Origin of the sequence: Shewanella sp. ANA-3, assembly GCF_000203935.1 — a bacterium.
Lineage (GTDB): Bacteria > Pseudomonadota > Gammaproteobacteria > Enterobacterales > Shewanellaceae > Shewanella.
This window is the reverse complement of sequence record NC_008577.1, coordinates 4198193-4220426: the sequence shown is the minus strand read 5'-3', so window position 1 is coordinate 4220426 and position 22234 is coordinate 4198193. Positions and strand designations below refer to the sequence as shown.

The 22234-nt window shown below is 50.1% G+C and carries 20 protein-coding genes and 1 other RNA gene; 14 read left to right on the top strand and 7 right to left on the bottom strand.

The genetic code is table 11. The features are described 5' to 3' along the window. The gene (locus SHEWANA3_RS18405) at positions 1 to 423 is read right to left on the bottom strand and encodes a hypothetical protein (RefSeq protein WP_011718304.1); all 423 of its coding nucleotides are present in this window, start codon (positions 421 to 423) and stop codon (positions 1 to 3) included. 218 nt (positions 424 to 641) lie between these two features. Between SHEWANA3_RS18405 and SHEWANA3_RS18400 the strand changes: the two genes are divergently transcribed. The 5 genes from SHEWANA3_RS18400 (at position 642) to SHEWANA3_RS18380 (ending at position 7407) form a co-directional block, all read left to right on the top strand. Beyond that, the gene (locus SHEWANA3_RS18400) at positions 642 to 1649 is read left to right on the top strand and encodes a Fe(3+) ABC transporter substrate-binding protein (protein ID WP_011718303.1); all 1008 of its coding nucleotides are present in this window, start codon (positions 642 to 644) and stop codon (positions 1647 to 1649) included. A gap of 77 nt (positions 1650 to 1726) precedes the next feature. Continuing rightward, complete coding sequence (locus SHEWANA3_RS18395; RefSeq protein ID WP_011718302.1) at positions 1727 to 3361, top strand: iron ABC transporter permease; 1635 nt, start codon at positions 1727 to 1729, stop codon at positions 3359 to 3361. Further along, positions 3358 to 4407 carry an ABC transporter ATP-binding protein gene (locus SHEWANA3_RS18390; protein ID WP_011718301.1) on the top strand — a complete coding sequence of 350 codons (1050 nt, stop codon included), beginning with the start codon at positions 3358 to 3360 and terminating at the stop codon, positions 4405 to 4407. The genes SHEWANA3_RS18395 and SHEWANA3_RS18390 overlap by 4 nt, the downstream gene beginning before the upstream one ends. 139 nt (positions 4408 to 4546) lie before the next feature. Then, positions 4547 to 6259 (top strand): gamma-glutamyltransferase, encoded by a 1713-nt coding sequence (ggt, locus tag SHEWANA3_RS18385; protein WP_011718300.1) that lies wholly within the window; start codon positions 4547 to 4549, stop codon positions 6257 to 6259. Between the two features lie 206 nt (positions 6260 to 6465). Beyond that, the gene (locus SHEWANA3_RS18380; protein ID WP_011718299.1) at positions 6466 to 7407 is read left to right on the top strand and encodes a Dyp-type peroxidase; all 942 of its coding nucleotides are present in this window, start codon (positions 6466 to 6468) and stop codon (positions 7405 to 7407) included. A 64-nt stretch (positions 7408 to 7471) separates the two neighbouring features. Here the strand turns inward: SHEWANA3_RS18380 and SHEWANA3_RS18375 are convergent, their stop codons facing one another. Then, positions 7472 to 8374 (bottom strand): LysR family transcriptional regulator, encoded by a 903-nt coding sequence (locus tag SHEWANA3_RS18375; RefSeq protein WP_011718298.1) that lies wholly within the window; start codon positions 8372 to 8374, stop codon positions 7472 to 7474. A gap of 103 nt (positions 8375 to 8477) precedes the next feature. Between SHEWANA3_RS18375 and SHEWANA3_RS18370 the strand changes: the two genes are divergently transcribed. Beyond that, complete coding sequence (locus tag SHEWANA3_RS18370; protein WP_011718297.1) at positions 8478 to 9110, top strand: NAD(P)-dependent oxidoreductase; 633 nt, start codon at positions 8478 to 8480, stop codon at positions 9108 to 9110. A 223-nt stretch (positions 9111 to 9333) separates the two neighbouring features. Here the strand turns inward: SHEWANA3_RS18370 and argR are convergent, their stop codons facing one another. Continuing rightward, complete coding sequence (gene argR / locus SHEWANA3_RS18365) at positions 9334 to 9804, bottom strand: transcriptional regulator ArgR (protein ID WP_011624073.1); 471 nt, start codon at positions 9802 to 9804, stop codon at positions 9334 to 9336. A gap of 290 nt (positions 9805 to 10094) precedes the next feature. Here argR and mdh point away from each other — a divergent pair, with 290 nt between their 5' ends. Then, entirely contained in the window at positions 10095 to 11030 is a 936-nt protein-coding gene (mdh, locus tag SHEWANA3_RS18360) for a malate dehydrogenase (RefSeq protein WP_011718296.1), read from the top strand. Positions 11031 to 11110: 80 nt separating this feature from the next. Here mdh and SHEWANA3_RS18355 read toward each other — a convergent pair whose 3' ends face one another. Beyond that, a complete protein-coding gene (locus tag SHEWANA3_RS18355; protein WP_011718295.1) occupies positions 11111 to 11500 on the bottom strand; it encodes a DUF393 domain-containing protein in 390 nt (129 codons plus the stop codon). Between the two features lie 210 nt (positions 11501 to 11710). Here SHEWANA3_RS18355 and folM point away from each other — a divergent pair, with 210 nt between their 5' ends. After that, positions 11711 to 12430 (top strand): dihydromonapterin reductase, encoded by a 720-nt coding sequence (gene folM / locus SHEWANA3_RS18350; RefSeq protein WP_011718294.1) that lies wholly within the window; start codon positions 11711 to 11713, stop codon positions 12428 to 12430. A gap of 161 nt (positions 12431 to 12591) precedes the next feature. Here folM and SHEWANA3_RS18345 read toward each other — a convergent pair whose 3' ends face one another. The 3 genes from SHEWANA3_RS18345 to zapA all read right to left on the bottom strand — a co-directional run bounded on the left by SHEWANA3_RS18345 (position 12592) and on the right by zapA (position 13875). After that, complete coding sequence (locus SHEWANA3_RS18345) at positions 12592 to 13269, bottom strand: 5-formyltetrahydrofolate cyclo-ligase (RefSeq protein WP_011718293.1); 678 nt, start codon at positions 13267 to 13269, stop codon at positions 12592 to 12594. Between the two features lie 7 nt (positions 13270 to 13276). Beyond that, positions 13277 to 13457: non-coding RNA, 6S RNA (gene ssrS / locus SHEWANA3_RS23305), on the bottom strand. Between the two features lie 115 nt (positions 13458 to 13572). Then, positions 13573 to 13875, bottom strand: coding sequence for a cell division protein ZapA (zapA, locus tag SHEWANA3_RS18340; protein WP_011718292.1), 303 nt, complete (start codon positions 13873 to 13875; stop codon positions 13573 to 13575). A 225-nt stretch (positions 13876 to 14100) separates the two neighbouring features. On the opposite strand from zapA, the gene SHEWANA3_RS18335 reads away from it, so the two are divergent. The 6 genes from SHEWANA3_RS18335 to gcvP all read left to right on the top strand — a co-directional run bounded on the left by SHEWANA3_RS18335 (position 14101) and on the right by gcvP (position 22183). Next, positions 14101 to 14676, top strand: coding sequence for a UPF0149 family protein (locus SHEWANA3_RS18335; protein ID WP_011718291.1), 576 nt, complete (start codon positions 14101 to 14103; stop codon positions 14674 to 14676). Positions 14677 to 14780: 104 nt separating this feature from the next. Further along, a complete protein-coding gene (gene ubiH, locus SHEWANA3_RS18330) occupies positions 14781 to 16004 on the top strand; it encodes a 2-octaprenyl-6-methoxyphenyl hydroxylase (protein WP_041412799.1) in 1224 nt (407 codons plus the stop codon). A gap of 36 nt (positions 16005 to 16040) precedes the next feature. Next, the gene (locus SHEWANA3_RS18325; RefSeq protein ID WP_011718289.1) at positions 16041 to 17264 is read left to right on the top strand and encodes an FAD-dependent oxidoreductase; all 1224 of its coding nucleotides are present in this window, start codon (positions 16041 to 16043) and stop codon (positions 17262 to 17264) included. 398 nt (positions 17265 to 17662) lie between these two features. After that, the gene (gene gcvT, locus SHEWANA3_RS18320; RefSeq protein WP_011718288.1) at positions 17663 to 18757 is read left to right on the top strand and encodes a glycine cleavage system aminomethyltransferase GcvT; all 1095 of its coding nucleotides are present in this window, start codon (positions 17663 to 17665) and stop codon (positions 18755 to 18757) included. A gap of 25 nt (positions 18758 to 18782) precedes the next feature. Further along, the gene (gene gcvH, locus SHEWANA3_RS18315; protein WP_011071083.1) at positions 18783 to 19172 is read left to right on the top strand and encodes a glycine cleavage system protein GcvH; all 390 of its coding nucleotides are present in this window, start codon (positions 18783 to 18785) and stop codon (positions 19170 to 19172) included. A gap of 122 nt (positions 19173 to 19294) precedes the next feature. Next, on the top strand, positions 19295 to 22183 hold the full coding sequence (gcvP, locus tag SHEWANA3_RS18310; RefSeq protein ID WP_011718287.1) for an aminomethyl-transferring glycine dehydrogenase: 2889 nt from the start codon (positions 19295 to 19297) through the stop codon (positions 22181 to 22183). Positions 22184 to 22234 lie beyond the last annotated feature (51 nt).

Below are 22234 nucleotides of genomic sequence, written 5' to 3'. Positions count from 1 at the left end.
TTAGTGGTCTGTTGAGCGGCGGCCTCTATGGGTCTCACGGCGATTATGTTCACCAAACGCGCCGTAGAGATCCTTTGTTATGCCGTAATCAACTCTGCGGTCGTTACCCGTTTGGCGTCTATCATCATAGTGTTGATAGCGGCACTGACAATTGGCCATAGTGCATTCTTCCATCGGGAGTTCAGGGGCTTCCTTTGACAGAAAACGTTTCCCTTTTAACTCATCTACCTGATCACAACAACTACCGTCATTTTCGATGCTGACGCAATGGAAGCGCCTTTCTTGCCCAGCAAGCCGTTGATTTTTCTTTTTCGCGTTATCCATGAGTTTGACAAAATGCTTGCGCTTTTTAGGCCCCCGTTTGAGCACCATAAACGCGAGTAGCGCTATCACGACGACAAGCAGCAGTAACGCGCCTAACATAACGCCTCCTCATGTATTTTAAGCGAATTAAGGTTCAGTTTAGTTTGGTTTGAGATAATCTCCAGTTTTAAGTTTAATTTCATTAAAAACAAAAAGTTAATCAATCTATTGCCCTCGTTCATTTGATCTATTACTCTTGCGCAACTGATAACTATTATCATTAATAGTCTTAAGAATTGACTCACGCTTGCTGTCATCATTTTGAGGAGAAATCGCGAATGAAATGGGTAACTTGTGCCGCTTTACTTGGGTTAATGTCGGTTGCGCAGTCTGCACATGCGGATGAAAAATTAACGGTTTATTCCTATCGCCAAGCGTTTTTGGTTGAGCCTATTCTGAAGCGTTTCACCGATGAAACTGGCATTGCTGTGAATGTGGTATTTGCGAAAGACGGTATTGCCGAGCGGATCGCCCGTGAAGGACGCTTATCCCCTGCGGATTTAGTGTTAACTTCAGATTTCTCTCGCTTGGTTGAATTAGTCGACAAAGACCTGACTTCTCCCGTGAAAAGTGATCAGCTCAATAGCAATATCCCCGCGCAATACCGCGATCCCGATGGACAATGGTATGCCTTAACGATGCGTGTGCGTAATCTCTATACGGCAAAAGATCGTCTCGGCCCACAAGCCATCAGCTACGAAGAACTGGCTGATCCTAAGTACAAAGGCAAGATCTGTACGCGCAGTGGTAAGCATCCTTACAACATCGCCTTAGTTGCGTCGATGATCGCCCACCACGGTGAGGCCGACACTAAGACTTGGTTGCAAGGCGTGAAAACCAACTTAGCACGCAAGCCTCAAGGTAACGATAGGGCGCAGGTGAAGGCGGTTAAAGAAGGCTTGTGTGATATCGCCATCGGCAATAGCTACTACTACGGCAATATGCTGCAAGATCCAGAGCAAAAGAGCTGGGCAGAGGCTGTGGCGATTAACTTCCCGAATCAAGCCGATCGCGGTGCCCATGTGAACGTTTCTGGTATGGTGCTGACTCGCCATGCGCCGAATAAAGACAATGCCATCAAGTTGATGGAGTTCTTGTCTGCGGATGTGGCACAAAAAGCCTATGCCGAAGTAAACATGGAGTATCCGGTGAAAGCCGATGTCGCGCCTTCAACCTTGGTCGCCTCTTGGGGTGAGTTTAAATCCGACCAATTACCGATTTTCAAGCTGGCGGAATACCACCAAGCGGCGGTGAAATTGTTAGATGAAGTTCAGTTCGATCTCTAGTTGAGCGCTTATAACGACTAGAAATAGTAAAAGTGAAAAGTGCGCCTTAATTGGCGCACTTAGGTTAAAGGATCCACATGATTTTAGGATTAGCCAGAAGCTGGTCGCTTACTGGTTATGCCATAGCCGCGCTACTGGTGTTACCCCTCTTTGCGTTAATTCTTCAGGCGGCGCAGCCCGATGAGGCCGTATTTGGTCATCTGCTCTCCACCGTACTACCCACCTATATCTCCAACAGCCTATGGTTGATCCTGTGGGTGAGTATTGGCTCACTCTTGTTGGCACTGCCCTGCGCTTGGTTGATGGCGCGTTGTGAGTTTGTCGCTAGGCGTTATCTGCAATGGGCCTTATTGCTGCCCTTGGCCATGCCAGCCTACATAGTCGCCTATGTGTATACCGATTTACTCGATTACGCAGGCCCAGTGCAAACCTGGCTTCGCTCAGTGTTTGGTTGGAGTTCGCCGCAGGATTACTTTTTCCCCGATATCCGAACCTTAGGCGGCGCGGCGTGTGTGTTGTCGCTGGTGCTCTTTCCCTATATTTATCTGTTGGCGCGCACCGCGTTTATGGAGCAATCCCTAAGCTTGGCCCACGCTTCGAGGATTATGGGCTGCTCGCCGTGGCAGAGTTTTTGGCGTTTATCCTTACCTATGGCAAGGCCCGCTTTGGCCGTGGGCGTGGCCTTAGTGGCGATGGAGACCGCGGCTGATTTTGCCACGGTTAACTACTTTGCCGTGCCTACCCTGACCACTGCCGTGTACGACACTTGGCTGGGTTATGGCAATTTGACGGCGGCGGCCAAGCTTTCGGCCATTATCCTCTTGGTAGTGTTTAGCTTGATTGGGGTAGAGCGTTTTGCCCGCCGTAAACAGCAGTTATTCCAAAAGCAGTCCCGCATTCAAGCGAGCGATTTATATCGGCTTTCACCGCTACAAACCCTGCTTGCCCTCGGCTATTGCATCACCTTGTTACTGCTGGCCTTTATACTACCAAGCGGCATTTTGCTCTCCTATGCCATCGATTATTTTGAGCAGAGCTGGGATCCGATTTTCTGGCAATTGAGCATGAATAGCTTGAGCCTTGCGCTTATTACTAGCCTAGTGTGCTGCGCGATTGCATTGATATTGATGTTTATCCGCCGCGTGAGCCCAAGGTCGAGCGATGCGCTGCCATCACGCTTGGCCTCGACTGGCTATGCCTTGCCTGGCACAGTACTGGCGATTGGCGTGCTAGTGCCGTTAACCCTGCTCGATTTTGCGATCAATGATGTAGCCGACTGGTTGGGAATGACAGGCCCTGGGCTCCTGCTTACGGGCAGTACGGTCGCACTGGTTTTTGCCTTTTGTGTGCGCTTTGTGGCTATCGCCATCGGCAGTGTAGAGACCAGCTATAAACGCATTTCACCGTCACTGGACATGGTAAGTCTGACCTTAGGGCAGAGCCCAAGACGACTATTGCAAAGAGTGCATCTGCCGCTGCTCACTAAGGGCTTATTTGCCGGGGCGCTACTGGTGTTTATCGAAAGCATGAAAGAATTACCAGCGGCATTAATGCTGCGGCCCATAGGGTTTGAGAATCTCGCCACCTATGTTTTCCAGTTTGTCTCAGACGAAAAGCTTGAACATGGCGCCTTGCCCGCCATTGTGATTGTGATCGTGGGCTTAGTCCCGCTGATTTATTTAAACCGTTCCTTGGAGCAAGATAGCCGATGACCAGTACCCTCAATCTTCATCAAGTTCATAGCGATTATCAGGGCCAACAGGTACTCAAAGGCTTAGATTTAACCCTAGCTCAAGGGGAAATCCTTGCGCTGTTAGGCCCAAGTGGCTGCGGCAAAACCACTTTGCTCAGGGCTGTGGCAGGATTGCAGGCCATCAGCCAAGGTGAAATCCAAATCAATGGCAAGACGGTTAGCGGCGCAGGGCAATTTGTGCCGAGTGAGCAACGGGGTATAGGGATGATTTTCCAAGACTATGCCTTGTTCCCCCATTTGACCGTCGCCGAGAATATTCTCTTTGGTGTGGCAAAATTAACACCAGCGCAGCGCAAGGCGCGCTTGGATGACATGCTCGCCCTAGTGAAACTCGAAGGGTTAGCCAAACGCTATCCCCATGAACTATCCGGTGGACAGCAGCAGCGTGTGTCGATTGCTCGTGCACTAGCCTATGAGCCGCAATTACTATTACTCGATGAGCCTTTTTCGAATATCGATGCTCAAGTGCGCCACAGCATGATGGCGGAGATCCGCAGTATTCTCAAACAGCGTAATGTCAGCGCGGTATTTGTGACCCACAGTAAGGATGAGGCCTTCGTCTTTGCCGATACCTTGGCTATTTTCAACCAAGGTGTGATAGTGCAGCATGGCCGAGCCGAAAACTTATATGCCGCGCCCAATAGCCGTTATGTGGCGGATTTTCTGGGCAGTGGTAACTATCTACCCGCCGAAGTGATCGATGGCCATAGTGTGGTCACCCCGATTGGTGAGCTGCGCAGCCTGACGCCCTTGTCGCAATCCCATGCTTTCAATGGCCAAGTGTTTTTGCGGCCACAGCAATTGGCGCTCAGCGCCGATGATGCGGGGGTGGGCACTATTACCGAGCGGCGCTTCCTCGGAGCATTTTGCCATTACTGGGTGAAAGTCGAGGCGGCGTCCCACGCCCATTATGTCGAAGTGCGTAGCCAAATCATGCAGTTGAATGTCGGCCAGCGGGTGGTGTTAAGCACTGAGCCACATGCCCTAGTGCTATTTGAATCTTAAGCAGACCGCCGAGGATATGTCACTGTATCAGCATAAAGTATGACATTTTTGCTTACGTTTAACTTGGGCAAAAAAACGCTAGATTGCTGATATTTTCAGCCTTCCTTGTTACCTTAATTCCTCCAGAGTGGGAGGAATTATGATAAAAACAATAAAATCAATTTGTACCTTAGTCACAGTGGCGACAGCAATGTCGTCATCGGGAGTGTTGGCCATGGATAGGATCACGGGTAAAGCCTTTGCGACGCGCTCAGAAGTGTATGCCACCCATGGGATGGCGGCGACCAGCCAACCGCTAGCGACTCAGGTGGCGATTGATGTATTAAAACAGGGCGGCAGTGCCGTAGATGCGGCAATTGCCGCCAATGCCATGCTGGGCTTAGTCGAGCCTACGGGGGCCGGGGTTGGTGGCGATTTATTTGCCATCGTCTGGAGCGCTAAAGATAAAAAGCTCTATGGCCTCAATGCCTCGGGTCGTAGCCCTAAATCCTTAACCCTAGAGAAGCTTAAATCCCTCGGCTTAGATTATTTACCGCCTTTTGGGCCGCTGCCCGTGTCGGTTCCCGGCGCGGTAGATGGATGGTACGAATTGCACGATAAGTTCGGCAAACTGCCGATGGCCGATAATTTAGCCCCAGCGATTCGTTATGCCCGCGAAGGTTTTCCCGTTTCTGAGTTGATTGCCTATTACCTTAATGGCAGTGGTAAAAAACTCGGTCAATTCCCCGGTTTTAAAGAAACCTATATGCCCAATGGCAAAATGCCTGCCGTAGGGGAAATATTTAAAAATCCCGCATTAGCAAACACCTACGAGAAAATTGCTAAGGGCGGTCGCGACGCATTCTATAAGGGCGATATTGCCAAGAGCATAGATAAATACATGAAGGCTCAAGGCGGTTACCTCAGTTATGAAGACCTAGCCAGCCATACTAGCGACTGGGTTGAACCCGTATCGGTCAACTACCGTGGCTACGATGTGTGGGAACTGCCGCCCAACGGGCAGGGGATTGCTGCGTTACAGATCTTAAAAACCATGGAGCCCTTCGATGTCGCGGCTATGGGCTTTAACAGCCCCGAATATGTGCATCTATTCGTAGAGGCCAAAAAACTCGCCTTTGCCGACCGCGCGAAATTCTATGCCGATATGGCTTTTAACAAAGTGCCAGTGAAGGAATTGATTTCGCAGCAATACAATTACGATCGCGCCAAACTTATTGACTTAAACAAGGCGGCTAAGAGTGTCGATGCGGGGAATCCTGCGCTGCAACATGGGGATACTGTATATCTGACGACGGCGGATAAAGACGGCAATATGGTGTCGCTAATCCAGAGTAACTACCGCGGCATGGGCTCGGGTATGACGCCGCCGGATCTCGGCTTTGTATTGCAGGATCGCGGGCAGATGTTCGATCTCACCGAAGGTCGTTTCAACACTTATGCGCCGGGTAAGCGTCCCTTCCATACCATTATTCCCGCCTTTGTGACCAAAGACGGTAAACCTTGGCTGAGTTTTGGCGTGATGGGCGGTGCAACACAGCCGCAAATGCACGCGCAGATTATTGTTAATCTGATTGATTTTAAAATGAACTTGCAAGAAGCGGGCGATGCCCCCAGAATTTTGCACACAGGTTCGACTGAGCCTACGGGCGAGGTGATGAATGACGGTGGCTATGTCAGTCTAGAATCAGGTTTCCCCGTAGAAACCCGCCGTGAGCTGATTAAGAAAGGCCATGTGCTACGCGATGGGCTCGGCGATTTTGGTGGATATCAAGCCATTGGTTTTAATGCCGAAACGGGCGTTTACCGCGGCGCCTCCGAGAGCCGTAAAGATGGTTATGCCGCAGGTTACTAAGGCATAATTCGCCTTTGGCCTAATGAGCGCCGAAGCTTGCGTAAGACGAATTGACGAGGCGTAATGGCCTCGTCAATTTTTATATTCCAGTCTACAAACGTGTTTACATTACAAAGACGGACAAACTGTGCGTTACTTAATGTCATTTTCAGGTAAAGTTGCGGATAATATTGCCGAAAATGAATCGACAAAAGGGTGATAACCAGATGGATATTCAAAATATGCCGCGTGAACAGTTGGGTGTGTGTGCAGAGGGAAACTTACATAGCGTCTATTTGATGTTTAATGCGAGCGACAACGATAACGTTGAATCGCAATTGCGTCCCTGTATTGCCAACGTTGCGCAGTATATTTATGAGTTGACGGATCAATACTCCGACAGCGCATTCAATGGTTTTGTGGGCATTGGTGCCAACTATTGGGACAGCCTCTATCCCGATGCTCGCCCCGAAATGCTCAAGCCATTCCCTGCAATGCAAGCGGGCAACCGTGAAGCGCCTGCGATCGAATACGATCTGTTTGTGCATATTCGCTGCGACCGCTACGACATTTTGCATTTAGTCGCCAACGAAATCAGCCAAATGTTCGAAGACTTAGTCGAGTTAGTCGAAGAGGAACGCGGCTTTAGATTTATGGATAGCCGCGACTTAACAGGCTTTGTCGATGGCACCGAAAATCCGAAAGGGCGTCATCGTCAAGAGGTTGCCTTGGTCGGGGATGAAGATCCTGAATTTAAGGGCGGCAGCTATATTCACGTGCAAAAGTACGCCCATAACTTGAGTAAGTGGCATAGATTACCGCTTAAAAAGCAAGAAGATATTATCGGTCGTACCAAGCAAGACAACATCGAATACGAGTCGGAAGATAAGCCATTAACCAGCCATATTAAGCGGGTAAACCTCAAGGATGACAACGGCAAGTCGATTGAGATTTTGCGCCAGAGCATGCCTTACGGTTCGCTCAAGGAGCAAGGGTTGATGTTTATTTCAACCTGTCGCACCCCAGAGCACTTCGAGAAGATGCTCCACAGCATGGTATTTGGCGATGGTGCGGGTAACCATGATCACTTGATGCACTTTACCAGTGCCTTGACGGGTTCTTCTTTCTTCGCCCCAAGTATAGATTTTTTGATGCAGTTCGATAATTAAGCCTTCGCAAACCGCGACTCAACGCACTGAGCCTTAAAGCCTCAGTGCGTTTTTGTTTGTGGGCTTAACTCGCCGTCGTCCACTTGCTGAGATCCTGCTGCCATTGCTGGGCGGTAAAATCGATAAAGGCGCGCACCAGCGCTTGTTGATAACTGCGGGAGAGATACACAGCCCAGAGGGTTTGCCCTGGCGCCGTGTATTCGGGGAGCACTTCTTGCAGTTGGCCGCTGGCCAGATAGGGATTGGCTAAGTCGCAGGGCAAGTAGGCAATGCCATGCCCGCGCAATGCGGCGCTGACCAGCACTCCCATTTCATTCGCCATCAGATTCCCCATAGGTTTAATCAGCTCACTCTGTTGCTCCTTGAGGAGCTGCCAATGTTGCTGCGAGCTATGGATAAGGCAATTATGGCTGAGCAGATCGTTAGGGACGGTTAGCGGCTCGGCTTGAGCCAAGTAACTGGGCGCGGCGCACAGCACGGCATCTATGCTCATCAGTTTGCGGGCAATCAAATTCTCATCGGGCTGCTCGGTATAGCGCAGTGCCACGTCCACCCGCTCATCCACCAACTGGGCAAAACTGTCCGACATTAACAGCTGAATATTGACCTTAGGGTGCAATTTTATAAAGCGATCGACCACATCAAACAGACTGTGCTGCCCAAGCCCGACGGGCGTAGCGATGCGAATACTGCCAACTAATTCGGTGTTATGACTATGGGCGCGGCTTTCCATTGCGGCGACTTCGCTCAGCACCCGCTGACAATATTGCAGGGCTTCTTCCCCCTGCAGAGTGAGGCTGACGCTGCGGGTCGTGCGGTGCAATAAACGTAAACTCAGCCACTGTTCAATTTCTTGAATATGACGTGATACCTGTAGGCGACTGAGATCGAGGTGTTCTGCGGCCTTAGTAAAGCTGCCACAGTTGGCCACTTCGATAAAGCTGCGCATGGCGGCGATTTTATCCATTAGTATCTCAATCTGAAACAATCATGCTCATTTATCGATATTTATCACGTGAAGTGTCGCAAGTAAACTGGTCTCAATTTAAATCAGTAGCGAGACTTATCAAATGAAAATTGCAGTATTAGGTGCATCAGGTTGGATTGGCGGAACCATTTTTAACGAGGCGCTGAGCCGTGGTCATGAAGTGGTTGCCTTAGTGCGTGACCCAAGCAAGCTTGGCGAAACAGCAGCAGAAGTGCGTAGTGTTGACCTGACTCAGCCATTGGAAGCCGACACATTTGCGGGTGTCGATTTAGTGATTGCCGCAGTGGGTGCGCGCGCCGAGCAGAATCACGGCTTAGTGGCAAAAACGGTCAATAATCTATTAGCCGTGTTGCCACAGGCAAAAGTGCCACGTCTACTTTGGGTCGGTGGTGCGGGGAGTTTAGAAGTAGCACCGGGAGTGACCTTGGTTTCAAGTCCAGACTTCCCGCCTGCCTATAAGGATGAAGCCTTGGCTCAAGGTGAGGCATTGAAGGCATTTCGCGCCGCCAATACTATGGTTAACTGGACTTTTGTCAGTCCAGCGGCAGAAATTTACCCAGGCGCCAGCGAAGGTCCTTACCGTTTAGGCGGCGATAGCTTCTTTACCGATACGAATGGTCAGAGCAAGATTTCAGTGGCCGACTACGCCAAAGCCATGCTCGATGAAGCGGAAAACGCGGCGCATCCTAATCAAAGGATCAGTGTGGCTTACTAAGGTTATAGATGCTGGTCGACGACTAATGTCGATGAGTTAAGGTCAATAAGCTAAGGTTTGTGAGTTTGGTGTGACGAGTCTTTGTTCCAAGCAAGCGTCATTCAAGCCAACAGATAGGTCTTATGCTGTAACGTAATCGGGACACTAGCCCTGAAATGAGGGCAATGTTGGACTGAAAAGCGTACAGATAAAAGAGAACAGGTCAGCAAGCTGACCTGTTTTTTTATTCTGCGTAGTTGAATAAAGATTTGATGGTTTCCAAGGTATCGGCGATATCTTGGATGCTGGATGGACAAATAAAGATAGTGTCGTCTCCCGCAATGGTCCCCAAAATCCCTTCTGGCTTACCGATGGAATCCAATAAACGGGCAATTAATTGCGCTGCGCCAGGGCTGGTGCGGACGACAATCATCGCTTGGTTATGGTCAACATCGAGCACTAAGTTTTTTAATGGGCTGCCTGCGGTAGGCACGCCTAGTTCGGCGGGTAAGCAATAAACCATCTCCTGCTTAGCGTTGCGGGTGCGTACGGCACCGAACTTGCTGAGCATCCGAGACACTTTCGATTGGTTAATATTGCTAAAGCCTTCTGCTTGTAAAGCGGCGACAATTTCACTCTGGGAGCCAAAGCGCTCCTCTTTTAAAATCGCCTTAAAAATTCTAACAAGGTCATCCTGATTCTTGGTCGTTTGCATAGTCTTATTCTTTATTCAAAAAAACAGGCGTATTTTGAATAGTTTTGGTCAAAGTGTCAACAAATAACCATTATGACTGAATAAAAATGCAATTCACGGATGGCTAGATAGCCGTGTTGTCGGTATTGATATTGAACTAGAGTAAATATTCAACATTGGAATGCTCAGTTTCGCTAAAACTTTGTCTCCACGACTAAGGGATAATTGAAATTAACGTGACATTCCAGTAATGTGACGCCAACGGAAATTAGATCCATGTCACACATATCCGAGAAATAACGGAGATAACTATGAAAGTTGCTGTACTTGGTGCTGCTGGTGGTATCGGCCAGGCTCTCGCCCTACTGTTAAAAACTCAATTACCTGCGGGTTCTAAACTGTCTCTATACGATATCGCACCGGTTACTCCGGGTGTTGCGGTTGACTTGAGCCACATCCCTACTGCGGTTGAAATCAAAGGTTTTGCTGGTGAAGATCCAACGCCTGCACTGGAAGGTGCTGACGTTGTTCTAATTTCTGCTGGTGTTGCGCGTAAGCCTGGTATGGATCGTTCAGATCTGTTCAACATCAACGCAGGTATCGTTCGTAACCTGATCGAAAAAGTGGCAGTGACTTGCCCTAAAGCCTTAGTGGGTATCATCACTAACCCAGTAAACACTACTGTTGCTATCGCAGCAGAAGTGTTGAAGAAAGCCGGTGTTTACGACAAGAACCGTCTGTTCGGTGTGACGACTCTGGACGTTATCCGTTCTGAAACTTTCATCGCTGAATTAAAAGGCTTAAACGTTGCTGACGTTAAAGTGAACGTCATCGGCGGCCACAGCGGCGTGACCATTCTGCCATTACTATCTCAAGTTGAAGGCGTGACTTTCTCTGATGAAGAAGTCGCTTCTCTGACCAAACGTATCCAAAACGCGGGTACAGAAGTGGTTGAAGCTAAAGCTGGTGGCGGAAGCGCGACTCTGTCTATGGGTCAAGCGGCTTGCCGTTTCGGTATGTCTCTGGTTCGTGGTCTGCAAGGCGAAGCTAACATTGTTGAATGTGCTTACGTTGATGGCGGCAGCGAGCACGCTGAATTCTTCGCTCAACCAGTGCTGTTAGGCAAAAACGGTATCGAAAAAGTACTGCCTTACGGTGAAGTGAGCGCATTCGAAGCTAACGCCCGTGATTCTATGTTAGATACGCTGAAAGGCGATATCAAACTAGGCGTTGATTTCGTTAAGTAATCCTTATGGATTATGAGAGAACGGAGCCTAATGGCTCCGTTTTTTTATGCGCTAAAATTGAGTCGCTACTTGGAGCAAAGTTACTTAGGCAGTTGGCATTGATTGTCACAGCGCGACTTGCCCGTCAGTAAGTAAGAGATGCGGTATCTGTGCTTGGCGAATCTCAGGTAGCACCAATCCGCGATAGGTTTGATAAGCGGTAAGCGTAGCACTTGTACCCAAGGGCGAGTGCCCGTTAATCCCCAGGCTTTGCAGGTGACATCGAGCCCAAGCAAAATCTCTCCTGTCGCCGTTTCACCATGAAGAATGGTGTTGGCATACTCTTTATCGATATAGCCGAATCGAGAGCTAAAATGCTCGGCATTAAGATCCACAAGTTCGATGCGATCATCGGGATCGCGCGCTTTAAGCTGGCGCATTTCGGCGCGACATAAAGGGCAATTGCCGTCGTAAAAAATTCGCAGTTCCATAGGGCTTCCTCGATTAAGCTGGCCTCGAGTATACGCGGGCGCCATCATTTTAGATCTAAATCGTGAAGCCTTTCATACCTTAATAATTAGGCGCAGGACGATAAAGACAGTAACATTCTGCGTATTACACTGTTTTATTGATGATTTAGCTAACTAGTTTTGCCCTGCATTGAATGCTTAAATCCGTACTCGGCAAATAACAGGATGAATATGACAGCTCCCATAATTATCACTGGCGTGGGTAAACGCATTGGCTACGCCCTCGCGAAACACTTGCTTGCCCAAGGGCACAAGGTGATTGGCACCTATCGCAGCCATTATCCCAGTATTGATGAGTTACAGTCTTTGGGCGCGACCTTAATCCAATGCGATTTTTACGATAATGCGCAGCTACAAACCCTGATTGAGCAATTGAGCCAATATCCCAAAATACGCGCTATTATCCATAACGCCTCTGACTGGCTGCCAGACAACAGCCCAAGCCTTGCCGCCCATGAAGTCATGCAGCGGATGATGCAGGTGCATGTGAGCGTACCCTATCAAATGAACTTGGCCTTAGCCTCACAGCTGCGTGCTGGGGGCGAGGGCGAGATTGGCGCCAGCGATATTATCCATTTCACCGATTATGTGGCCGAAAAGGGCAGTGCCAAGCACATGGCCTACGCGGCCAGCAAGGCGGCGCTGGATAACTTAACCTTATCCTTTGCGGCACAATTAGCGCCCGAGGTCAAAGTCAATGCGATTGCTCCGGCGATGATCCTCTTTAATCCAAGCGATGATGAAGCCTATCGGCAAAAGACCTTGGCTAAGGCAATCTTGCCAAAAGAAGCAGGAAATCAGGAGATTATCGCCTTAGTGGATTATCTCTTGGCGAGCCGCTACGTCACTGGTCGCTGCCACAATGTCGATGGCGGTCGGCATTTAAAGTAAAACCGCGTGATAGCAGTTAACTTAATCAGGTACTGGACTTAAATGAGTAGCAGGGCTTAAACGAGTGCAGGATTTAAACGAGTACTGGGTTTAAACGAGAAGCAAGGTTTAAACCTGTAACTTGGCTAAGTCGAATGACTCGGCTGATTCGACTAAATGGCCTAGTCGAACCGCCATTCGCGGCTTGGAGTGATGATAGTAGGTAAGGGCACATCCCAATGCTCGCAGGGCAGGCTCGGTACTTGCTGGCAATCATGGGCGTAACCCATAGGCAGAGGTTTACCTTTGCTATGCCAATTGGCTAATGTTCTGTCGTAATAGCCGCCGCCCATTCCCATACGATTGCCTTTGATATCAAAGGCAACCAGCGGGGTGATCACCACATCCAGTCGCTCAATTGGCATCACGGCGCGCACATCCAACTTAGGCTCTAAAATGCCAAATTGATTCGGCTGCATTGGCGAGTCGGCGTGGTAATGCAAAAACAATAATTGCCCAGCATTAAAGGGGTGGAGCCGTGGCAGATAGGTGTGAATGCCCTGCTGCCAAAGTGCTTCGATAAGCGTAGCGGTTGCGAGTTCACCATCGTGGGTGAGGTAAAGTGCGACATGCTGGGCATTCAGTGCGCTCAGTTTTTCGAGCATTCGCTGGCTGGCGGCAAGGCTAGCCTCAGTTTGCACCTCTGTCGAAAGCGAGCGGCGAGCCAAGCGGATCTGTTTGCGTAATTCGGCGCGGCTTAGATTTGGGTTGAGAGTGGTGGTATCGATTTCAGACTGAGTGCCGTGTGGCCCCTTGATTGTTGGGGCCGAAGTGTTCGAGACAGGTGAAGTGATAGACATAAATAAGATGCTCCCCAGAATGCCGCTACCGGTGTAGCCCTTGAACCGTAGGTTCAAGGCGGGTAAATGATTACCTCCTAAGGCTTCTCGGTACGAGCCGAGCATGCTCAATGTCAGTAAAGCATTCACCCTGAGATCAAAATTATCGGCACAGGGACATTACCAGTTGGCCTGCACCCCAGGGAGCAAAAACGGTATTGAATCGCTAAAATCTTGGCTTAAAAAGTATAGGCCAGTTTAGCCATTCACTGTGCAACTCTTATCAGATAGATGGTGCTTGGCACCGAGTGGCACAGTCTAAATCTATTTGGTTGAACGCTCAACTAAGGCGTTTTCCAAGGTTGACTGCAACAGGCTGATGCGGTCATCCATTTGTTTCATATAGTGCTTATTCTTTTGCTTTTCTTGGTACAACTCATGTCCAATATTCAGCGCCGCCATAATGGCAATTTCTTCGCGGCTTAAGCTATTAGTACGATTTTTTAAGGTGGTGAGCTGCTGCTCAACCCCTTGCGCCACAACACGTAGGGCATCTTCCTGACCTTTCGGGCAGGCGATAGAGTAGGTGCGCCCTAGCAGGGTGATTTCAACTGCACTATTACTCATTCGAAGATGATCCTTTCGTTGGCATCGATAGGGCGGACTATATAGGGCTGATATTAAAAGTGCAAGGTGAGCCGCCGATGGATTGCACATTCGCCGTTTTGTTTGCTGCTTGTGTGAGCAGTTGCCGGAATTTTTATCTTCGCCCCCAAGAATGCCGGATCAGAGTTGGTTCAAGTCTTTATCTCTGCTAGCATTGCTGCTGGAAAATTCTGATTGGAATCTGATATGGCGACCCCTCCTTCGTTACGCATCGACAGCTTAAAAATCGCCCTCGATGCGGCTGAAATTGGTCAGCATCCCGTGGAAGTACACGGTGCCCTTGTGGGTTTAATCTGCGGTGGCGTAGAGCAAACTGGTGATCTGTGGATTAAACCTTTATTTGACCTGATGAATGATGGTCAACCTTTACCGGCACCTCTGCATCAATTGGTGTGTGAGCTATTCCAAGACTCGGTTGCCCGTTTAGGTGATTTTGAGTTTGGCTTTATGCCGCTGCTTCCTGAAGAGGAAGAGCCGTTAAGTCAACGCGTTGAAGCCTTATCCCTGTGGACGCAAAGCTTTTTAACGGGTATCGCAATTATCCAGCCCAAGCTGAATAAAGCCTCGGCCGAAGTGCGTGAAGTGATTAAAGATCTGGCCGAGATCGCTCAGGTCGAATTCGATGTGGCTGACGATGAAGAATCGGAAACGGCTTATATCGAGTTACTGGAGTTTGTGCGTATTGCCGCCATTATGTGTTACTCCGAGTTTGGCCCCGAGCCGAGCCACGGTGAAGGCGACGATCCTGCGGTGATCCATTAATCACTAACGAGAGAGGCGGAATCATTCCGCCTTTGATAAGTTTCAAATCTAACATCCTGATGGCGAAACGCTTTTAGCCATGCCATAGCTTGAATGAGAACCCCATGACGGTAGCAGAGCACATGGATAATTCAGTTCAAAATGTCGATATTGCCATTGTTGGTGGCGCCATGGCGGGGGCGACCCTTGCGCTGGCCTTAGCGCGTTTGTCTGGTACTGAAAAACCTTTATCTATTGCCTTAATCGAGGCGCACCTTCCCGATAACAGCCACCCCGGCTTTGACGCCCGCTCCATCGCCATCGCCCATGGTTCCATCTTCGAGTTATCCCGTTTAGGTTTATGGCCGAAACTGGCGCATTTAGGCACGGCGATTAAGGATATCCACGTATCCGATCGCGGCCATTTTGGCATGACGGAACTCAACGCCAGTCAGTTTCACTTAGATGCGCTGGGCCAAGTCGTCGAGCTTGAAAGGGTCGGCCAAGTGCTGTTTAGCGAGCTTCACAAGACTCAGGTTAAGCTCTACTGCCCTGCAAAACTGTCAGAGTTGATCCCTGCTAACGAGAATCACACCCTAGTGCTCGATTCCGGCGAGCGGATTTGCGCTAAGTTGGTGGTCGCGGCCGATGGCTTGCAGTCTAAGGTGCGCAGCAGTTTTAATCTGCCCATCACCCAAGTGGCGTTTGAGCAAACCGCGATTATCGCTAATCTGCAAACCGATAAGCCGCATCAGCACTGGGCCTACGAACGATTTACCGAGACAGGCCCCTTAGCGCTATTGCCGATGGCAGATAGCCAAGGCCAACCGCGTTTATCCCTCGTCTGGGCACTCGACGATAGCCGCGCCCAAGCGATGCTTACAGCACCCAAGGTCGAGTTTTTAGCTGCATTGCAGCAAGCCTTTGGCTATCGCGCAGGGCAGTTTATCGACGTCAGCGAGCGCCATGCCTATCCGTTAAACCTGTCCTACATGCCAAGGCCAATTCACCATAGATGCGTGTTTATCGGCAATGCCTCCCAGACTCTGCACCCGATAGCGGGGCAGGGGTTTAACTTGGGTCTTCGGGATGTCGTCAGCCTGCTTGATGTGCTGCAACGCGCGCTGGCACAGGGTGAGGATATTGGCGGTGTCGCCGTCACCCATGGCTATTTGCAGGCCCGTGAGGCGGATAGAAACAGCACTATTCGCAATATTGAATTTTTAGTCCGTGGCTTCTCTAACCAATACTGGCCCTTGGCCCTTGGGCGTAATCTGGGATTGCGTCTGTTATCTTGGTTCCCGCCACTGAAAACCCCCGTCGCGCAGAAGGCGATGGGCTGGAAATAATCATTACTGGTATCGCAACGCGAAAAGGATGTACCCATGTTAAGTTCACAAGCCTATGACATTGCCATTGTGGGTGGCGGCATGGTGGGACTCGCCACCGCGATAGGATTGGCGCAGGCCAACTTGAATGTCGTCGTGATTGATGCCCAAAGCACCCAAGCCGTGAGCGGTGAGCCAAGGCTTAGGGTCAGCGCCATCAATAAGGCGAGTCAACGTTTGCTCGAGCACCTCGGCGCTTGGCACTATTTAGATGCCAGCCGCGCGACACCCTATCAAAAAATGGCGGTATGGGATAAAGACGGCTTTGGCAAAATTGCCTTCGATGCCAGCAGCATCAGTGAGCCTAGCCTTGGCGCCATTATCGAAAATGATGCCATCAGCTACGCCCTCGCTAAGCGTGCCAGTGAATTTGACAATATCACCCATATCGAAAACCAACGTATAGAGCGTATCGCCTTTGGTGAGCGTGAAGCTTGGTTGACCTTAGCCAATGGCGCCGATGCCGAAATCGAAAGTGTGAGTGCCGCACTCGTAATTGCCGCCGATGGTGCCAATTCTTGGGTGCGCGAACAATGTAAGATCCCGTTAACCTTCTGGGATTATGGCCACCATGCGATCGTGGCGACCATTCGCAGCGAAATGCCGCACCTTGCCACTGCCCGCCAAGTCTTTTTGCAAGACGGCCCACTGGCCTTCTTGCCGTTATATGAAGACAACCTCTGCTCCATCGTTTGGTCAGTGCCGCCAGAGCGCGCCACCGAGTTACTCGAGATGACGCTAGATCAGTTCGAGCGCAATCTCACCGCCGCCTTCGATGGCCGCCTTGGCATTTGCAAGCTTGAAAGTGAACGTCACGCCTTCCCGCTGCGGATGCGCTACGCCCGTCATTTTGCTCGCCACCGTTTAGTGCTCGCGGGGGATGCGGCCCACACCATTCATCCATTAGCTGGCCAAGGGGTAAACCTAGGCTTCCTCGATGCCGCCAGCATTATCGAAGTCATCGGCGAGCTACACGATACGGGTAAAGATATCGGTGATTATGCCCAGCTGCGCGCTCTTGAGCGTTGGCGCAAGGCCGATGCGATGGAGATGATTGCGGCGATGGAAGGCTTTAAGCGTCTGTTCGAGGGGAGCAATCCCCTTAAAAAAGCCATTCGCGATCTGGGACTCAACCTAGTTGATAATGTCGCTGGGCTGAAAACAGTGTTCATGCAACAGGCCATGGGCAATAAGTCCTCACTCCCCAAGTTATGTCGCTAGCCTCGGTTGCGCTAATGTAATCATAATTGCTGATAATATCAGCGATTTGGCTGCAGGCTGCGCAAATCTCGCTTTCGTATGTAAAAAAATTACATGTTGAAGATGAGAAAATCTAATGACACTGGCTTCGGATTAGAAAAATCTCCTGTATACAAATTTGTGACGCAAGGTATAATTTCGCCGCATTTTAGACCCTAGTACTTATACCAATCACGATAAATATCTGATCAATTCAGAGCGAATCAGGCGTTGCAGTGACAGACGCATTGAGACCGAAAGAACCCCTTTCAAATTGATGCATCGTGGAAGTGAAATGCCGATTAGCCAGATATTTAGCCGGATTTGTATCACCCTACGCTAGGCAGAGACCTGAAAAAGGCCGCAAAAAAGGGATAACAATGGCTAATAAAACTGTTCTGTTTAACAAGCACTTAGAATCAAACGCTAAGATGGTCGACTTCCACGGTTGGGATATGCCCCTCAACTATGGTTCACAAATCGAAGAACACCACGCCGTGCGTCAAGACGCAGGTATGTTCGACGTGTCCCACATGACTGTGGTTGATGTGACCGGAACCGACGCTTGTGCATTCCTCCGTAAGTTGCTGGCAAACGATGTGGCCAAACTTAAAGTTCCTGGTAAAGCCTTATACGGCGGCATGTTAGATGACAATGCCGGCATCATCGACGACCTGATCACTTACTACCTGACCGACACTTTCTACCGTGTTGTCGTCAACAGCGCGACCCGCGAAAAAGACTTAGCGTGGATCGCCAAACAATCCCAAGGTTTTGATGTCACGGTGACTGAGCGTCCTGAGCTGGCGATGATCGCCGTTCAAGGTCCTAACGCTAAGGCCAAAGCCGCCGCCGTATTCAGTGCCGATCAAAATGCCGCCATCGAAGGCATGAAACCTTTCTTCGGTAAGCAAGCAGGTTCTCTGTTTATTGCTACCACTGGTTATACAGGTGAAGTGGGTTACGAGATTATCGTGCCAGAAACTGAAGCCGAAGCCCTGTGGCAAGCACTGTTAGATCAAGGCGTTAAACCATGTGGTTTAGGCGCTCGCGATACATTACGTCTCGAAGCCGGTATGAACCTCTACGGCTTAGATATGGACGAAACCATCAACCCGCTGGCCGCCAACATGGGCTGGACCATCGCATGGGAGCCAACTGACCGTGACTTTATCGGTCGTCAGGCACTTGAAGCCCTGCGCGATGCGGGTACCGACAAATTAGTCGGTCTGGTGATGGAAGAAAAAGGCGTGTTACGCCATGATATGCCAGTATTTTTCACCGATGCAGCGGGTGTTGAGCAGCAAGGCGTGATCACTAGCGGTACTTTCTCGCCAACATTGGGCTATTCTATTGCGATGGCGCGTGTTCCTAACTCGATTGGGGATACGGCGGAAGTCGAAATGCGTAAAAAGCGCGTGGCTGTTAGAGTAGTAGCGCCAAACTTTGTGCGCAACGGTAAACAAGCATTTTAAAAAAACGGAACAAGGAACAAGAACAATGAGCAATATTCCGACAGAACTGAAATACGCCTCTTCACACGAATGGATCCGCAAGGAAGAAGACGGTAGCTACACTGTGGGTATCACTGAGCATGCTCAAGAGCTGTTAGGTGACATGGTTTTCGTTGAGCTGCCAGAAGTAGGCGACACTGTGACTGCGGGCGACGACTGTGCAGTGGCAGAATCAGTGAAAGCGGCTTCTGACATCTACGCGCCAATCTCTGGTGAAGTGATTGCCGTGAACGAAGCGCTGGAAGATTCTCCAGAGCTCGTAAACAGCGACGCTTACGGCGAAGGCTGGTTCTTCCGCGTTATGCCTTCTGATGAATCAGAAGTTGACGCTCTGCTCGATGCAGAAGGTTACCAAGCTGTTATCGACGAGGAATAATCGTCGACGCTAACGAAGCCCCAAGGGGCTTCGTTTGTTTTAGCGCAAGTTTGACATAACAATAGCCCGTTTATCAGTACCCTACAGTTCTGAGCTACGGCAAATCTGGAACAAGGTTTATCATGACCAAGCAAACCCTCACTCAGTTAGAACAGCACGATTTATTCTTACGTCGCCATATCGGCCCGGATAGCAGCCAACAACAAGAAATGTTGAACTACGTTGGTGCTGAGTCTCTGGACGATCTGACGGCGCAAATCGTGCCTGAGTCGATCCGTTTAAGCCAAGAGTTGAGCATTGGTGATTCCTGCGGCGAAGCCGAAGGCATTGCTTACATTCGTGGTTTAGCCAAACAAAACCAAGTCTTCAAAAGCTACATTGGTATGGGTTACTACGGTACCCAAGTGCCTAATGTGATTTTACGTAACGTCTTCGAAAATCCAGGTTGGTACACGGCGTACACGCCTTATCAGCCAGAGATCGCCCAAGGCCGTTTAGAAGCCATTCTAAACTTCCAACAAGTGTCGATGGATTTAACCGGTTTAGATTTAGCGTCAGCGTCACTGCTGGACGAAGCGACTGCCGCTGCCGAAGCAATGGCGCTGGCTAAGCGTGTGTCTAAAGCCAAAAAAGCCAACATCTTCTTCGTAGCCGATGACGTATTCCCACAAACCTTAGACGTAGTGAAGACTCGCGCTGAGTGTTTTGGTTTTGAAGTAGTGGTAGGTCCTGCCCATGAAGCCGTAAACCACGAACTGTTTGGTGCCCTGTTCCAGTATTCAAACCGTTTCGGTCAAATCACTGACTTCACTGACTTATTCGCCGAATTACGCGCGAAAAACGTCATTGTGACTGTCGCTGCCGACATCATGGCATTAGTGTTACTCAAGTCACCTGGTGCCATGGGCGCCGACGTGGTCTTCGGTAGCGCACAACGTTTCGGTGTGCCGATGGGCTTTGGTGGTCCACACGCGGCCTTCTTCGTGGCCCGTGACGAGCACAAACGTTCTATGCCAGGCCGTATCATCGGTGTGTCAAAGGACACCCGTGGTAACCGCGCACTGCGTATGGCGATGCAAACTCGCGAGCAACATATCCGCCGCGAAAAAGCCAACTCAAACATTTGTACCGCACAAATTCTGTTAGCGAACATGGCGTCTTTCTACGCCGTATTCCACGGCCCACAAGGCCTGAAAACCATCGCATCACGTATCAACCGCTTCACCGATATCTTAGCCGCTGGCTTACAAGCTAAAGGCGTGAGCTTAGTGAACAACACTTGGTTCGATACCATCAGTATCAAAGGCTTAGACGTTGCAGCAGTGAATGCGCGCGCGCTGGCCGCTGAAATGAACCTGCGTTTCGATGCTGACGGCATCGTTGGCGTGAGCTTAGATGAAACCACTATCCGCACCGATATCGAAGCCCTGTTCGATGTGATTTTAGGGGCTGGCCATGGCTTAGACGTTGCTGCGTTAGACGCGCAAATCGTGGCTCAAGGTAGCCAATCGATTCCAGCTTCTTTAGTGCGTCAAGATGCCATCCTGAGCCACCCAACCTTCAATCGCTACCAAAGCGAAACCGAGATGATGCGTTATATCAAGCGTCTCGAAAGCAAAGACTTAGCACTGAACTACTCAATGATTTCATTGGGTTCATGCACCATGAAGTTAAACGCTGCGGTTGAAATGATCCCAGTAAGCTGGCCAGAATTTGCTAACATGCACCCATTCTGCCCACTGGATCAAGCCAAGGGTTACACTCAACTGATTGAAGAACTGTCTTCATGGTTAGTGAATGTCACAGGTTACGATGCCGTATGTATCCAACCTAACTCTGGTGCACAGGGTGAATACGCGGGTCTGCTGGCGATTCGTAAATACCACGAGTCTCGCGGCGAAGCCCACAGAAACATCTGCTTAATCCCACAATCTGCCCACGGCACTAACCCTGCATCGGCGCAATTAGCCGGTATGCAAGTGGTTGTGACTGCCTGTGACAAGCAAGGTAACGTGGATTTAGAAGATCTGAAGGCCAAAGCGGCCGAAGTGGCAGAAAACCTGTCATGTATCATGATCACTTACCCATCGACCCACGGTGTGTACGAAGAATCTATCCGCGAAATCTGCAACATTGTGCACCAGCACGGTGGTCAAGTTTACTTGGACGGCGCCAACATGAACGCCCAAGTTGGCTTAACCTCACCAGGCTTTATCGGTGCCGACGTATCGCACCTTAACCTGCACAAAACCTTCGCGATTCCACACGGCGGCGGTGGTCCAGGTATGGGCCCAATCGGCGTGAAAGCGCACTTAGCGCCGTTCGTAGCGGGTCACGTTGTGGTGAAACCAGGCCGCGAAAGCGATAACAACGGTGCAGTATCGGCAGCGCCATACGGCAGTGCGGGCATTCTGCCAATCAGCTGGATGTACATTAAGCTGCTCGGTTCAAACGGCCTGAAAAAGTCGACTCAAACCGCGCTGTTAAACGCTAACTACGTGATGAAGAAGCTGTCTGAACACTACCCAGTACTGTTCCGTGGCCGTAACGATCGCGTCGCGCACGAATGTATTATCGACCTGCGTCCAATTAAAGAAGCCTCTGGCGTGACCGAAATGGATATCGCTAAGCGTCTGAACGACTACGGTTTCCACGCGCCAACCATGAGCTTCCCTGTTGCGGGCACGCTGATGATTGAGCCAACTGAATCTGAGTCTAAGGTTGAACTGGACCGCTTTATCGACGCTATGGTGTCAATCCGCGCCGAAATCGCTAAGGTTGAAGCAGGCGAGTGGCCAGCGGATAACAACCCGCTGCACAACGCGCCACACACTATGGCCGATATTATGGACCCAGCGTTCGATTCTCGCCCATACAGCCGTGAAGTGGCCGTGTTCCCAAGTGCTGCAGTGCGTACTAACAAGTTCTGGCCAACCGTGAACCGTATTGATGACGTTTACGGTGATCGCAACTTGTTCTGTGCTTGTGTGCCGTTATCAGACTACGAATAAGGATAATTGCTGCTGAAGATAAAGAATTAAGTTGGTTAATAATTTAATGAA